12 protein-coding genes, 3 tRNA genes and 1 pseudogene are annotated in these 14,862 nt (G+C 60.2%); 5 read left to right on the top strand and 11 right to left on the bottom strand.

The genetic code is table 11. The annotated features are described in order from the left end of the window. Positions 1-48 precede the first annotated feature (48 nt). A pseudogene (locus tag QM600_RS06910) lies at positions 49-812 on the top strand (methyltransferase domain-containing protein). Here QM600_RS06910 and puuE read toward each other — a convergent pair. Genes puuE through QM600_RS06925 form a run of 3 tightly spaced genes read right to left on the bottom strand, consistent with a single transcriptional unit; the run spans position 809 to position 3,975 of the window. Then, entirely contained in the window at positions 809-1,723 is a 915-nt protein-coding gene (gene puuE / locus QM600_RS06915) for an allantoinase PuuE (RefSeq protein WP_283260720.1), read from the bottom strand. The pseudogene QM600_RS06910 and the gene puuE overlap by 4 nt on opposite strands. 16 nt (positions 1,724-1,739) lie before the next feature. Beyond that, complete coding sequence (alc, locus tag QM600_RS06920; RefSeq protein ID WP_283260721.1) at positions 1,740-2,726, bottom strand: allantoicase; 987 nt, start codon at positions 2,724-2,726, stop codon at positions 1,740-1,742. A 4-nt stretch (positions 2,727-2,730) separates the two neighbouring features. Further along, positions 2,731-3,975 carry a DUF6986 family protein gene (locus tag QM600_RS06925; protein WP_283260722.1) on the bottom strand — a complete coding sequence of 415 codons (1,245 nt, stop codon included), beginning with the start codon at positions 3,973-3,975 and terminating at the stop codon, positions 2,731-2,733. Positions 3,976-4,095: 120 nt separating this feature from the next. On the opposite strand from QM600_RS06925, the gene QM600_RS06930 reads away from it, so the two are divergent. From QM600_RS06930 to QM600_RS06940, 3 genes are all read left to right on the top strand, one after another. Beyond that, positions 4,096-4,995 carry a pseudouridine synthase gene (locus tag QM600_RS06930; protein WP_283260723.1) on the top strand — a complete coding sequence of 300 codons (900 nt, stop codon included), beginning with the start codon at positions 4,096-4,098 and terminating at the stop codon, positions 4,993-4,995. Positions 4,996-5,083: 88 nt separating this feature from the next. Further along, a complete protein-coding gene (locus tag QM600_RS06935; protein WP_283260724.1) occupies positions 5,084-6,619 on the top strand; it encodes a CYTH and CHAD domain-containing protein in 1,536 nt (511 codons plus the stop codon). Between the two features lie 48 nt (positions 6,620-6,667). After that, positions 6,668-7,558 (top strand): universal stress protein, encoded by an 891-nt coding sequence (locus QM600_RS06940; protein ID WP_283260725.1) that lies wholly within the window; start codon positions 6,668-6,670, stop codon positions 7,556-7,558. A 10-nt stretch (positions 7,559-7,568) separates the two neighbouring features. On the opposite strand, the gene QM600_RS06945 is transcribed toward QM600_RS06940, so the two are convergent. Further along, a complete protein-coding gene (locus QM600_RS06945) occupies positions 7,569-8,306 on the bottom strand; it encodes a VIT1/CCC1 transporter family protein (protein ID WP_283260726.1) in 738 nt (245 codons plus the stop codon). A gap of 139 nt (positions 8,307-8,445) precedes the next feature. Here QM600_RS06945 and QM600_RS06950 point away from each other — a divergent pair, with 139 nt between their 5' ends. Then, positions 8,446-9,204: an SDR family NAD(P)-dependent oxidoreductase gene (locus tag QM600_RS06950; protein ID WP_283260727.1), complete on the top strand. Its 759-nt coding sequence runs from the start codon at positions 8,446-8,448 to the stop codon at positions 9,202-9,204. Positions 9,205-9,208: 4 nt separating this feature from the next. On the opposite strand, the gene QM600_RS06955 is transcribed toward QM600_RS06950, so the two are convergent. The 7 genes from QM600_RS06955 to QM600_RS06985 all read right to left on the bottom strand — a co-directional run bounded on the left by QM600_RS06955 (position 9,209) and on the right by QM600_RS06985 (position 14,574). Further along, positions 9,209-9,841: a TetR family transcriptional regulator gene (locus tag QM600_RS06955; protein WP_283260728.1), complete on the bottom strand. Its 633-nt coding sequence runs from the start codon at positions 9,839-9,841 to the stop codon at positions 9,209-9,211. 77 nt (positions 9,842-9,918) lie between these two features. Continuing rightward, positions 9,919-11,355 (bottom strand): putative lipid II flippase FtsW, encoded by a 1,437-nt coding sequence (gene ftsW / locus QM600_RS06960; RefSeq protein WP_283260729.1) that lies wholly within the window; start codon positions 11,353-11,355, stop codon positions 9,919-9,921. Between the two features lie 122 nt (positions 11,356-11,477). Then, positions 11,478-13,067: an ABC transporter substrate-binding protein gene (locus tag QM600_RS06965; RefSeq protein WP_283260730.1), complete on the bottom strand. Its 1,590-nt coding sequence runs from the start codon at positions 13,065-13,067 to the stop codon at positions 11,478-11,480. 303 nt (positions 13,068-13,370) lie between these two features. Further along, positions 13,371-13,447, bottom strand: a tRNA-Phe gene (locus QM600_RS06970). Between the two features lie 69 nt (positions 13,448-13,516). Continuing rightward, positions 13,517-13,590, bottom strand: a tRNA-Asp gene (locus tag QM600_RS06975). A 145-nt stretch (positions 13,591-13,735) separates the two neighbouring features. After that, positions 13,736-13,808 (bottom strand) — tRNA-Glu (locus QM600_RS06980). 112 nt (positions 13,809-13,920) lie between these two features. Then, a complete protein-coding gene (locus tag QM600_RS06985; protein WP_283260731.1) occupies positions 13,921-14,574 on the bottom strand; it encodes a TetR family transcriptional regulator in 654 nt (217 codons plus the stop codon). Positions 14,575-14,862 lie beyond the last annotated feature (288 nt).

Below are 14,862 nucleotides of genomic sequence, written 5' to 3' on the forward strand. Positions count from 1 at the left end.
GGTTGTTCACAGCTCACGAGCCCAAACCGTGCCTGAGACAATCCAGCGATGACGCCTCGAACTTTCGAAGAGTTGGTAGAAGAAGCGCAGTTCGTCTCCGTAGACGGGGTTGGGATTCCTCTTGGCTCGAAGGACGCTCCACCGAGCAGCGTCCGTCATGGGGATATCAGCAACTCATGGGTGAAAGGCTGAGCGCAGCCACTACGGCGCTGGATATTCACACAGGTGGCGGCGAAGTGCTCTCCGCTGCAACGACGCTTCCGCCGGTGATGGCTGCCACCGAATCCTGGCCACCCAATGTTGCCAAAGCAACTGCCCTACTTCGCCCGCGCGGAGTCGTCGTTGTCGCGAGCCCGGATGAACCGCCACTCCCTTTTGCCGATGCAGCCTTTGATCTGGTGACGTGCCGTCATCCCGCCACGGTGTGGTGGAACGAAATATCTCGGGTCCTCGAACCCGGCGGGACGTACCTCGCCCAGCACGTCGGTCACGCAAGCGTTTTCGAACTGGTCGAGCACTTTCTCGGACCCCAACCGAAGGCCCGACGCGGTCGGCACTACGAGGACGAAAGTGCAGATGTCCGCGACGCCGGTCTCGAGGTGATCGATCTCCGATTCGAGCGACTTCGCCTGGAATTCTTCGACCTCGGTGCTGTCATCTACTTCTTGCGAAAGGTGATCTGGATGGTTCCAGGCTTCACTGTTGAGCAGTACCTCGACCAGCTTCGCGAACTCGACCGACAGATACGACGCGACGGACCCTTTGTCGCCTACTCGAGTCGGTTCCTGATCGAGGCTCGAAAGGCCTGCTAAGCAGGATGCACCGACTTCCAGTGCTGCGCAATGTCGATCCGACGCGTGATCCACACGTTCTCCTGTGATTGCACGTGATCGAGGAAGCGTTCGAGGGCCGCCGCGCGGGCGGGCCGTCCGACTATGCGGCAATGCAATCCGACCGAGAGCATCTTCGGCGCCCCCGCAACCCCTTCGGAATACAGGACGTCAAACGCATCCCGTAGATGGGCGAAGAATTGATCGCCACTGGGAAATCCTGCCGGAGAAGCGAACCGCATGTCATTGGTATCGAGGGTGTACGGAACAACCAGATGCTTGACTGTCTCGCCACCCCGCGGCACGTCGACCCAGTACGGGAGATCATCGGCGTAGGAATCCGAGTCGTAGACAAACCCGCCGTGCTCGACCACCAACTCACGGGTGTTCGGTGAATCGCGTCCGGTGTACCAACCGAGCGGCGCGGATCCGGTGAGGTCGCGCAGTATCGAGACGGCCTCGGCCATGTCCGCGCGCTCACGTTCGACGCTGACCAATTGATACGACGTCCATCGCAGTCCGTGACATGCGATCTCATGGCCCAGGTCACGAAAAGCGCTGACTGCTTCGGGATTACGCTCCAGAGCGCGCGCGACAGCAAAAATCGTGAGCGGGAGCCGGCGCCTTTCGAAAATGCCGAGGACTCTCCATAATCCGGCCCGCGATCCGTACTCGTAGATCGATTCCATACTCATATGTCGATTCGGAAACGACTCTGCCGGAGTCATTTCCGACAGGAATGTCTCCGACGCGTCATCCCCGTCGAGAACATTCCGTTCCCCACCCTCTTCGTAGTTGAGGACAAACTGAACGGCTATGCGTGCGCCGCCCGGCCACTGCGGGTGGGGAGGATTCTTGCCGTACCCCACCATGTCACGCGGATAGCTCGTCATGGCAACACCTTTACCGTCACTGGCCGGAAATCGCAGCGCGAGCCGCCGCCGTCAAAATACCGAAAACACGCAGTCTCGCCAGCCCGCCGTCCGGGAAGATATCCAACCGCACATCCGTGACCGGAACGTCACTCTCGATCAGGAAACGATGCCGAGTATCGGGTCGAAATATGTTGCGCGGTAGCAGTTCAACCCATTCTCCGCTCGACGTACGCCCGGTCAGCGCACCGGCACCGGGACTGTTTCCGAGGAAATACGACGTGTCGATTTCGACAAAACTCAATGTGCCTTCGCCTGCGAGTTGCACCTGCACCCAGTCGTTTCCGTCATCGCGACGACGCGCGGTTTCCCAGCCGTCACCCATAGATGCGGCGCGACCCGGGAACAAGATGTTCTGCGGCGAACTGTAGAACATATTGGAGCAGTCGGTAACTCGTCCACCATTTTCCAGCGCAGCAAGATCCAAAGGGCCGACGTCGAGAAAACGCACGTCCGGCCGCGCTTCACCGTGAACACGGAATCGCGCAACGCCGCCGTCCGGGTAGATGGCGAGCTTGACATGTGTCCACCGCTGATCCGAGCTCACCGCAAACGGATTCTCCGAATCACCGGTCACCGCCGAACGCTCGACAATCGTCTGCCAATCCCCGGAGGCCGCCAACTCTTCAGGGTCCGGGTAGCCGTCGACTGTGATCGCCTCCACCGATATCTCAGGCGGGAAATTGCCCTTGAACCATGCCGTATCGACTACAACGCCGCGAACCACGCCGGGAACACCGAGTCGCACGATCGCCTCGTCGTGCCCGGCCACGCGACGTCGGCGGGTTTCCCACCCGTCGTAGACCTGGCCTTTGTGTCCGAACGTCGCAGGTTGGTACCCCGCCTTTCCCGGTCGGATCAAGGCCTCACGTTCGGCAAATGCTTCGTCGTTTGCCCAGACCACGGCGCCGCCGAGAGTCCGCAGAGCCAGGTCGGGGAACAGGGTGAAATCAGTGGCACTCATCAGTTCAGTTCGCTCCTGTGTTGACGGTGGTACGTCTCACCAAATTTCGTAGCACCGCTGCGTCGACAGCGGGTGCGAGGGCTAGCACGTCGGCCTCGGTGAATGCTCCCGCCTCCAAACCTCGCAGAACCACAGCGGACAGCGCCTGCGCCGTTGCCGGTTCGTCCATCACACTCCCACCTTGGCTGTCGAGGTACGCCTGGATTCGGGGCGCTGCAGCGGTCAAAGCCGAGCGATAAAAGGCGAAAGTCGCAAGCCACCGCGTCACCAGGTGCCCCGGATGCATGTCCCAGCCCTGGTAGTACCCACGTTCGAGCGAGCGCATGACCAAACGGTGGTGACGTTTCACAGCGTCGTGAATTGCGTCGGAGGTTCCCACCGGGGCGACCTGAGTGGAACCGTCGCATACCCACACCCCGGTCTGGGCAGCTGCCGCGAGCATGACCGCCTTCGCGTGGTCTGCGACGGGATGTTCGAGGGACTGAAACTGTGGCGCAATTCCGCAAGATGCACTGTAATCGTAAGTGCCATAATGTAATCCGGTCAGACGCCCCGCCGCGCGATGGATTGCCGACGCGACCACGATGGTTCCGTCTGCAGCGATCACCGCCTGCGGACTCTCGATCTGCAACTCGAACCGAAGCGATCCGGATTCCAAACCGTGCGCCTTCTCCAACTCCTCGCACAACAATACTGTTGCTGTAACCTGCTCGACAGCACGCAGTTTGGGGACTGTGAATACAAATCCCGGCGGCACTCCGCCAGCCGCATCGAGAACCAGTTCGAGAGTGCGAATGGAGCGTCGACGCTCACTCGCGGGCAACCCCTTGAACCTGATGCCGCACCAACTCGGACCGGCCGCGCCTCGGCCGACCGCTGCCAATGTCCGACCGGCGTTACGCGCTGCCGCGTCCTCCTCTTGATCCTCCCGCCGCCCGTAACCGTCCTCGAAATCGATACGTAAGTCTTGGACGGGGTTGCGGCCCAACAAAAGCCGAACATCACCGAGCGCGTTTTCCGTATCAAGACCGGCAAAGACATGGGCATGAGCGTCGAGCAACCGAATTGCCTGCTCACCCCACAACCGAGGCGTACCTGCGCCCACCTCGGCAGCACTGACATACACCGTATGTACGGGTTGAATCTCGTCACGATTGCCCGGGTACTGCCTGTCGAGTCTCGCATCGATCGGGTCAAGCAACTGTGCCAGTCTGTCGTGGACGGTAGCGGAAAGACGATGCTCAGCCATCAGACAATCTTCGCAGAAAACACACCGGTGGTGGACCTCACAAGCATATATTCCAATAATTTGTGCCCGCCGTGTCGCGGATGGCCCGATTGCCCGTCCCGTGCGGCTACCGTCGAAGATGTGTCTCGATCTCCCCTACCTGTCCGCGACGGCCTCAACCCCAGTCGCATCCGTCAGCCCGACTTCGGGCTGTGGGAAACCACGCTGGAATATCTGCTCGAGCGGTTCCCACAGGACGCGGAGCGGCTACGTGAGAAGGTCGCCGCCCGCGAGGTCGTGGACGAAAAGGGCGTCGGCATCGACGAGCAGACGGCGTTTACACCCCGCCGCTTCGTCTATCTGTATCGCGATCCGCCCGTCGAAACCCGGGTGCCCTTCGAAATCGACATTCTGCACCGCGACGACAACATCCTCGTCGTCGACAAGCCTCACTTTCTGGCGAGCACGCCTCGCGGACGCTACATCGCCGAATCCGCTCTGGTTCGCCTGCGCCGAGACCTCGACCTGCCCGAACTCAGTCCGGCGCACCGACTCGACCGTGTGACGGCAGGGCTACTGCTTTTCACCGTCCATCAGCAAGCCAGACGCGGATACCAGACGATGTTCGCCGATCGTCTCGTATCCAAGGAATACGAAGCCATCGCGCGCTACGACGCCGATGCCGTGACACCCGCCGTTGTTCGGAGCCGGATCGTGAAAGAACGTGGAATCCTGAAAGCCCAAGAGATCGAGGGCGATCCCAACAGTGAATCCCGGATCGAACTCGTCGAGACGCACGGCGAGTACGCGCGTTACCGGCTCATTCCGCATACCGGCAAGACGCACCAGTTGCGCCTACACATGACGTCTGTCGGCTTGCCTATCCACGGCGACAACTTCTATCCCACTTTCTACGATGTTGCCGCAGAAGACTATTCGAATCCGCTACGGCTACTGTCGAAAGTGCTCGAGTTCAAGGACCCCATCAGTGGCGAGAATCGCCGATTCGAAAGCAAACTGACACTCTCGTGGCCGACCTGAGACCTGCAACTCTTCCCCTTCGCCTCCGTTACCGGAAGGATGGAGGCGCAGACACGCCGCACCGCATTGCACCGCAGAAGGAGAACAGATGAGCAAGACCGCTGCCGTACCCGGAGCCGTGTCGGAAGTCGAGCGTAAGTACGAAGCACCTGCAGAGCAGGAAGTTCCGGCACTCGACAACCTGCCGGGAGTCGTGGGCTCTCCGGTCCACGACTCGATTCAGCTCTCCGCCACGTACTACGACACGGTCGACTATCGATTGCTCGCCGAGAAGATAACGCTGCGCAAGCGTGAAGGTGGCGATGACGCGGGCTGGCACATGAAGCTCCCCGGAGAAGGGGACGCTCGAACCGAGATTCAACTTCCTCCGGGCGACGGAACCGAAGTGCCGGCAGCACTGTCGAGTCTGGTGCGAGCAATCATCCGCGGACACGAACTGATCCCCATAGCCTTGATTATCACCGACCGCGAGCGCACCCGCCTGGCCGATGCCGACGGCACGCTGCTGGCCGAAGTGGTATCCGATACCGTAATTGCCTGCAAGGCAGACGGTTCCGGAGAATCAAGCTGGCAAGAGGTAGAGGTCGAGCAGGGCGCCGGCGGTCAACCCCTGGCCGACGCCATCGAAGCAGTCCTGTTCGAGGCCGGACTCGAACGGTCGGCAAGTCCGTCCAAACTCAAGCGAGCACTAGGCACCTCCGTTACCCCGTACTCCGCAGCGGCAGGAACCGCAACCAAGTCGCCGAGCTCACGAATCTTGCTGCGCAATTACATTATCGAACAGATTCGCGCTCTCACCGGCGCCGATCTCGGAACCCGCCGACGCAATGAAGAAGCTGTTCACGACTTCCGTGTCGCGGCGCGCAGAATCCGCAGCGCACTGCAATCGTACGCAGGAGATTCACCGCGCATCGACAGTCTCATCGCCGATCTTCGGTGGCTGGGCGGCAAATTCGGCGACGCCCGCGACGTCGAGGTGCAGTGGCAGCGTCTCGTCGACCGCCTCGATGAAATCGACATTCCGGAACAAGAAGCCGTGCGCGCCCGAATCGATGAATACTTCTCGGCCCGAGGAGAAACCGCACTGGATAATGCACTCGGCGCACTGGACTCCGAGCGTTATCTGTCGCTACTCGAGCAATTGGACGCCTACATCGGCGATCTGGAATTCGATACCGTCGGCCGCCGCGCGGACAAGAAGGTTTCGGGGAAAGAGTTGGCTCGTACCTTGCGCCACCTGTCACACAAGGTCGGTGGACGCGTCGACGACGTGGCCAAGGCACACTCGCGCGCGGAACGCGACGAAAGAATGCACCGAGCACGCAAGGGTGCCAAGCGAATGAAATATGCGATCGAAGTGATGGAGCCGTCGAGTAAGCGTCACGCCAAACGTGCACTCGAGCACTTCACCCACTTTCAGGACGTTCTCGGCGAACACCAGGATTCCGTTGTGGCGCAGCACCATTTGCTGGAGATGGCGTCGGAGCACGAGCACACCTCGCTCACCAGTTTCAGTCTCGGAATTGTGTACCGACACGAACTCGACATCGCCGACAAGCAGGCGACATTGTTGAAGAAGACATGGAAGGAAGCTGCGAAGTCATCCGAAGCGCTGTGGCGGTAGCCTCCACCACGGCAGTCGACAAATCTCGAACTTATTGAGGGAGTAGACATGACCACACTTGCCGGACACCAGGACATCGTTGTCGGTATCGACGGATCCGAAGCCTCGACCGCGGCTGCCAGATGGGCTGCGTCAATTGCACAGGCAGTCAATGCACGACTGATTCTGGCGCACGCTTTGCCGCAGGAGGGCCCGATCTACAGCCCGGCCGCCGTCATGCTGCAGTCACAATTCCTCAATCAGGTCAGAGAAGACGGCGAAGCCATCACCGGCGTCGTCACGGATCTACTCGCAGACGAGTTCCCTTCCCTTGTCATCGAATCCGAGATCGCACCGGGGCCACCGATGACGCACATCCTCGAGTGCGCCGCGACCGCACGGCTGATCGTGATGGGTTCGACAGGTTCCGGCGCCCTGCGTTCACGTCTGCTCGGTTCCACCGCACTGAAGGTTGCCAACCAAGCCCCCTGCCCCGTGACGGTCTGGCGTGGGACTACCCAGCATCCCGGGCCCGACCAACGCCCGGTGGTCGTCGGCGTCGACGGAAGTACATTGAGCAAGAAGGCCGTCGAATACGCATTCCAGTATGCGGATCAGTTCGAGGCACCTCTCTTTGCCGTTCACACGTGGCAAGGTGCGTCGACCTTCCGTGACGGAGGCGCCGGCATCCTTATCGATTGGGAAGCCGTCGAACAGGAAGAGTCCGCATTGTTGGCCGAAAACCTTGCCGGCATGTCGGATCAGTACCCGGATGTTGCGGTCACTCGCATCAGCGAACCCGGCGCTGCCGCGCCCGTCATGCTGAAATATGCCGACGACGCCCAACTTCTGGTTGTCGGCAGTCACGGCCGGAGCGCCGTGGCCGGTGCCGTGATGGGTTCCACGAGTCAGAACCTCTTGCACCACGCACCTTGTCCGGTGATGATCGCTCGCGGCTAACCCTGCAGCATCAGCCCAGGCCCGTACCGACCAGCTGACCGACCCCGTACGTCACCGCCATCGCCAAGGCTCCACCGAGAACCACTCGCATAACTGCTCGGGACTTACGTGCACCGCCGAGCGTCGCGCTGATCGTGCCGGTCAAGGCCAGGGCGATCAGCACAGCGAAGAAGGCTATCGGCACGCGAACTCCGGTTGCCGGCAAGAGAATTGCGATCAACGGAATTGCCGCACCGATGGTGAACGAGATCGCCGACGAGATTGCAGCATTCCAGGGGTTGGTCAGATCATTCGGATCGATGCCCAATTCGACTTCGACGTGTGCTGCGAAGGCGTCGTGTTCGGTAAGTTCCTCGGCAACTTTCCGAGCCGTCTCCGGACTCAATCCCTTGTCCTCGTAAATCCCGACGAGTTCGGCAAATTCCTCCTCAGGCGTCTCTAGAAGTTCTCGCTTTTCCTTCTTGAGCAGTGCACGCTCGGTATCGCGTTGCGCGCTGACCGAGACGTACTCGCCGAGCGCCATGGACACCGCACCCGCAACCAATCCCGCAAACCCGGCGGTGAAGATCGCCGAACGTTCCGTTGTTGCCGCCGCAACACCGACCACCAGGCCGGCGGTGGACACGATGCCGTCATTTGCTCCCAGAACACCCGCCCGGAGCCAGTTCAAACGATTGTTCAAGCTGGGAGTATGCGGTTCGGATCCCTCGCTGGGAACTTCACCGGTGACCTGCACGCTATCGGACATACCACTCAGACTAGGGTTCCGCCGCAGTCTGCGGTAGCAATCTGAGGCTGCCCTCAGGAGACCCACGCCACCAAACCAACCAAGCACTTGCTAGGTTAATTGCATCGAGTAGTTCAGCCCCGCACAGCCAGGAGTAGACATGACTACAACGCGCACCGCACTGATCAGCGGCGGAACCGGCGGCATCGGTTCGGCAATCGCCCTCATGCTCGCCGCACGCGGACACGACGTGGCCTTCACCTACCGAAACAACGCCGCCGCAGCAACACAGTTGAGCGAGAAGATCCGCTCATTCGGGGTCTCGGCACACTCGTACCAAATGAATCTCGATCGCGAATCCTCCATCACCGACGCCGCGAGCGCCGCGATCAACGACCTCGGATCTCTGACAACACTCGTCCACGCGGCCGGTCCTCACGTCCCGATGACGCACCTCTCGCGCGTGACACCGGCGGTCTTCAGTGAACAGTTAAACCAAGAAGCCGCAGCATTTTTCACCCTCGTACACACCGCGCTACCAGCACTGCGCGCAACCTCCGGCTCTGCCGTTGCCGTCACCACAGCGGCTACCGACCGCTTCCCGGTCCGCGACGGACTCTCCGCCGGCACCAAAGGTGCTGTCGAACAACTCATCCGGGGATTTGCTGCTGAAGAAGGACGGTACGGCGTGCGCTTCAACGCTGTCGGCCCCGGGATGCTCACCGATGGCATGGCCGAAAGACTCATTGCATCAGCCGATCTCGACCCACACGCACTCGACGTCACCATGAGCCGGATCCCGCTCAAACGATTCGGATCAGCCGTCGACATCGCCGAAGCCGTCTGCTTCCTCGCCAGCGACGCAGCGGGTTTCATCAGTGGCCAGAAACTGAACGTCGACGGCGGATACACGGTGTGAGGCGCTAGCCGCCCAACTTACGAAATACCAAGCGCACTGCCAGTTCCAAGTGCGCCATCACTTCTTCGGTGTTCATCCGACCCGCCACCCACGAGACCAGAGAGGACATCCAGACGTCGTCGATCACCTTGACCGCGTCCATCTGCTGTTGCGACACTTCGTCGACGCCGATTGCCTTGGCGAACATCTCCGTCACCACGTTGCCCAGTGCATTCAGTTCCGGCGTAGCCGACGCGTCCGCAAACATGTACGCGCGGACCAAAGCTTCATAGAGTTGATGATTGGTCTCGAAAACCTCGGTGTTCTTCCTCAACACGAATAGAATTCGATCTGACGGCGTCTCACCCGGAACCGTGAAATCCTGAAATCTGTCGCGCAACCCCTCCAACATCCACAACAACGCCACGATGAGCATGTGGTTCTTGGAGGGGAAATAACGGTATACCGTCCCGATCGCGACTCCCGCACGCTCGGCAACAGATCTCATCTGAACTGCGTCATAGCCGCCTTCGGATGCGGATTCCATTGCCGCGTCGATGATTCTGCTGAAACGCGCACGCTGCGAAGGCGTCGTACGACGCCCCGTAACCGAGCTTCTTTCCACTACAGACTGATCTGGCTTATCGCCATCTGACATGCCCACAACCTTCTCTGACGCCAATTTCAGTGTCCAATGTAGCCGCCCACCAGAGATCCCGACGCGTACTGGACAGATCAGGAAGCACGTCGAGGACGGGTTCCACCGCTGCGATATCGCGGATCGTCGTCGCCGTCACGTCGTACGGAACGCCGTCGATCCGGCTGTTGCGCTCGCTGCGGTGCCCGCTGCCGATCCCGCTGCCGATCCCGGGCAGGTGCCCGCCGAGCCTGCTGCCGTTCCCGCGGCTTCGGCGTCAGCTTCTTCGCCTCGCCGAAGCGCGGCTTACCGAAGACAAACGGAATCCATCCGCGGCCACTACTTTCGAGCGACGCTACGGCCTCCGGTTCACGGAACGCTGCGTGTGCGATCAAGCCGAACATCAACAGCGTCGTGATCATCGACGTTCCACCGGCCGAGATGAGAGGCAGCTGCAAACCCGTCACCGGGATCAGTCCCACAACGTACGCAATGTTGATGAAGGCCTGCATCACGATCAACGTCGTTGCGGTCGCCGTCATGACTTTGAGGAACGGATCGGTCGAACGCTTCGCGATTCTCAGACCGACCAAAAGGACTGCGACAAAAAGTGCCACCACGATCAGCGCACCGATCAGCCCGAGCTCTTCACCGATAACCGCGAAGATGAAGTCGTTGTGTGCCTGAGGAAGATAGCTCCATTTGGCGTCGGACTGCCCGAGGCCCCGTCCGAAAATTCCGCCGTTCGCCAATGCGTACTTGGCTTGAGTGCTTTGGAAATTCAGGCCCTGCGGATCCAGATCAGGATTCAGATAAGCCTTGATTCGATCCGAGCGGTAACCGGCGGTAAGCCCGAGAACGAGGAAGGCGACGCCGGAACCCAATGTGAGAATGACGAACGTCTTGATCCGGAACAATCCGAACCACAGAACCGACATGAAGATGATGCCGATCGTGATGGTGGTACCGAGGTCCTTCTCCAACACGACAAGAACGAGAACAAGAAGTGTGGTGCCACCGATGACCGGCAAGGCTCGATTGACATCGAGTCGGGCATTCATGAACGACGCCACCGTCGCCGCCGACCAAATGGCCAACGCAAGTTTGGCAAGTTCCGACGGCTGAAATGAGATTCCGGCGACGACGAACCAGCTTCGGGCACCCATCTGTTCCGATCCGATACCCGGAATCAAAACCAGCACGAGTAGGACGAGACACGCGATCAACAGCCACGGCGAGTATTTACGCATCAGTTCCGTGGGTACTCGCACAACAGCTACGAACAACACCAGGCCGATCGCCGCGAACATGCACTGCGGCCAGAACCGGGCATACGACGTACCGGAGAGCACATACGATTCGACGCTCGACGACGAGAGCACCATCAACAAACCGAAGGCCACGATCAGGACGACCAAGCCGACCATCATGTTGAAGTCGAACAGCGGACGATTGGTCCACATCGCTGCGCGGGCACGGAAGGTCATCGGCTCGCCCCCGCGCGCTTTGCCTTTGTCGTCGCTCCGATCCGTCACCACTTTAGTATCGTCCCACGACTTCCAACTCGTGGGTAACACTGGTCTCACGGGCCACACCCAGCACAGCACGAACCCCGCCCGACTCGCGTCGGACGGGGCTCGTCGAGTTGGCGGACAAGTTACTTCGCGCCCATCCATGCCTGGTCGAACAGCATGATGCCGGTCGCGGTCGGAACCACACCGTGCACGTTCTTCTGCCATGCCCAGAACGAGGACAGACCACCGACCGGCGCCGACGGCACCGTCTCGTTCCACAAGGTCTGGATCTTGCTGATCACTGCCAACGCGGAAGCGTTGTCCTTGGCCTGCTGCAGTTCTGCGATCAACTGGTCCATCGCGGGATTGGCGTAACCCGCGGTGTTGGACTTCGAGGTGCTGTTGGTGGTCGAGAACAGTCCGAGGTCCGGAATCGACTCATAGAGGCCGATGCCGGCGTGCGCGAGGTCGAAATCGTTCTTGACGTAGACGTTCTGAACGATGTCACCGGCGTTGTTGGCGAGAATCAAGTTGACCTCGAAGCCGACTGCCTGCAGAAGTGACTGCACGGCCAGACCGATCGCGTGGTCCTTGGGCTCACTGAGAACGATGTAGTTGAGCTTTCCGTTGTATCCGTCAGCCTTGGCCTGCGTCAGAAGTTCCTTGGCCTTAGCCGGATCGTATGCGATGCCCGGGGTGTCCATGTGCCACTGCGACGTCGGACCGAAGAGCTCGGATCCGGGCAGTCCTTCACCGTTCTCGGCGCGCTGATCGATCAGTTCTGGATCCAGTGCGTAGCCGATGGCCTGGCGGACCCGAACATCCGAACCCGGGCGACCCTCGCGGTTGTTGATGATTTCGGCGCTACCGGCGTTGAGTACGTCCATGTATCCGGGGTATCCGGCAGACTTCGCAGAATTGATAGCTGATGTGAGACCACGAATGTATGCAACGTCCAACTGACCGCTGTTCAGGGATTCGAGGTTGGCCTGCGGCCCGTTGAGCGCCACCATGCGCAACTTCTCGAGCTTCGGAGCGCCACCGTAGAACGCGGGGTTGGCCTTGAACACTCGCTCGACGCTCGGGGTGAACAGATCTTCGGTGAACGGTCCGGCACCGATAGCGGTGAACTTGTCACCCTGCTGCGATGAGGGAGCGACGATCATTCCGTGGCCGAGAGCCAGCATCGAGGGGAAACGCATCCACGGTGCATTGAGGTGGAAAACAGCGGTGGAGGCGTCGACCGCGTCCATCGATGTGACGGAAGCGACCCACAGTTCCGCTCCGTTGCCCTTACCCGCGTTGTACCGATTGATGCTCGCAACTACTGCATTTGCATCGACCGGGGTCCCGTCACTGAACTTCACTCCGTCGCGGAGCTTCAAGGTCCACGTCGTGCCACCGTCATTGGTTTCGAGCGACTTGGCGAGCTTCGGCTGAAAATCGCCGCTCGTCGTGTCGTAGCTCACCAAAACGTCGTACACGGCAGCCAGTGCCTCGCCGCCCGAACCGCCACGTGCTGCTGTCTTCGTCGGATCCAGAGTTGCCGCCAGGACCTGCACACCATAAGTCAGTGTTCCGCCGGCCACGGCGGGGCCGGGGTCAGCCTGCGGGTTGACCATCCCGGTCAATGCAGCTGAGGCCGTGGAGTCACCGCCTGCAGAACTGGTGTCGTTGTCGGTGCTGGCGCAGCCCACGAGCAATACGCCCGCAGCTGACAACGCAACCGCCACACGGCTGATTTTCCCGATGCGTCTGGATCTCGAGTTCGACACGTCGACCTTCACTTCCCTCTTGTGCAGTAAAGAAGGGCCGGCCATCGAGAGACAGCCGGACCACGCGCCGCCATGGAATGGGACGCAGTGGCCAATACTGCTGACCGAAGATAAGTGACGCACGGCACGTTCCCGCTGACCGGAATCTTCCGAGAATGAATCAGACCGACCGACCTGAAGAAGAATCAATTCAACGCAATAAAAAAAGCTCCAGATCCGCGTTCTGAGAACGTCGAAACTGAAGCTTGATATATCGAGTTTTGGTGGCCAGGGCCGGGATCGAACCGGCGACCTTCCGCTTTTCAGGCGGACGCTCGTACCAACTGAGCTACCTGGCCGGACAGCACCCGAACCGAATGCCTACGCATTGCGTTGTTCTCAGTCAGATGACTGAGAACAACGCTTTGCGACCCTGACGGGACTCGAACCCGCGACCTCCGCCGTGACAGGGCGGCGCGCTAACCAACTGCGCTACAGGGCCTTGCTTTTTTCCTTGCTGTGAAACCGTACTACATCTTCTCGCTGCTCCCAAACCACTGTCCTAGCTGGGCATTTCTGCAACTCAAAGCTTGTCGTGCGGGTCTTGCCGGTCAAACCATACTGCATCGTTTCGCTTTCGCAAAACGTACCCCCTACGGGATTCGAACCCGCGCTACCGCCTTGAAAGGGCGGCGTCCTAGGCCGCTAGACGAAGGGGGCCCGTCGGATCACTCCGAACTAGTTCCCCAACGGCATTCCGTTGGGAGCTTGGATAGCTTAGGACACGTAGCTGGAAAAACCCAAATCGCCAGGTCAGATAATAGAAATCGCACTATTGCTGCACGTAGGACTCAACCGGAGCCCATCCCTCGCGATGAAACTGCTCGAGCCATTCCGCACTGGCCATCGCTTCGAGCACTACTTCGAGAGACTCTTCGAACCAGTCCCCGAGATCACCGTTCTGCGAAGTCAGGTCCGCCATGTAGCGCTGGCCGGCAAGACTTGCAGCAAGGACGCGCGTGAACTTCTCGGTATCCACGCCTTCACGGAAGAGTCCGGACTCCTGCGCCAGTGCCGCGAACTGATGCGCCGAGCGCCCCCACACCTGACCGGCACCGGACTGAACATCGGCATAGAACTCAGGCTCGATGATCAGCCTGAACTCCGCCCGCACGACCACATTGGTGCGGAACAGCGTCGCGATGTCACGCACCAGACCGTGCAGAAGCTGGAATGGGTCAAGGTCAGTGCGCTTCGCCCATTGATCAGTGACATCGGTGAATAGCTCGATTGCGCCGGTAAGGATCGCCCTCGCCAGCTCTTCCTTCGACTGGAAATGGAAGTACATGGCGCCCTTGGTGGCTTGAGAGCCGTCAAGAATCGCATTGACCGAGGCGGCCGCGTAGCCGCGCTTGGCGAACTCACTTGCAGCCGCTTCGACCAGGGAGGCGCGGGTACGCCGCGCACGCTCTTGTTGACGTGCCATTGGCGGTGTCATACCTCTCGACGAGTCGGTCTCCGAAAGGTGCCGCCTGCGGCACCCACAATCCCCCCGAAAGTTCACAATATCTTCTCGACATACGTCCCGTAAGGCATCACGCGACACCCACCAAAAGTACTAGTGCGTGTCAGTCAGTCAGATGACACCGAAAAGACTGCCGGTTCACATAACACACCGAGTGGTATTGTTTGGCTCGCTCGGGTGCGGCGCAGGGGGTGCGCATCCGAGCTTTTTTGTTCCCCAAAGCCGACAATGGATCACTCACATTGCATG

This window comes from Rhodococcus sp. IEGM 1379 (assembly GCF_030056815.1).
GTDB lineage: Bacteria > Actinomycetota > Actinomycetes > Mycobacteriales > Mycobacteriaceae > Rhodococcus_F.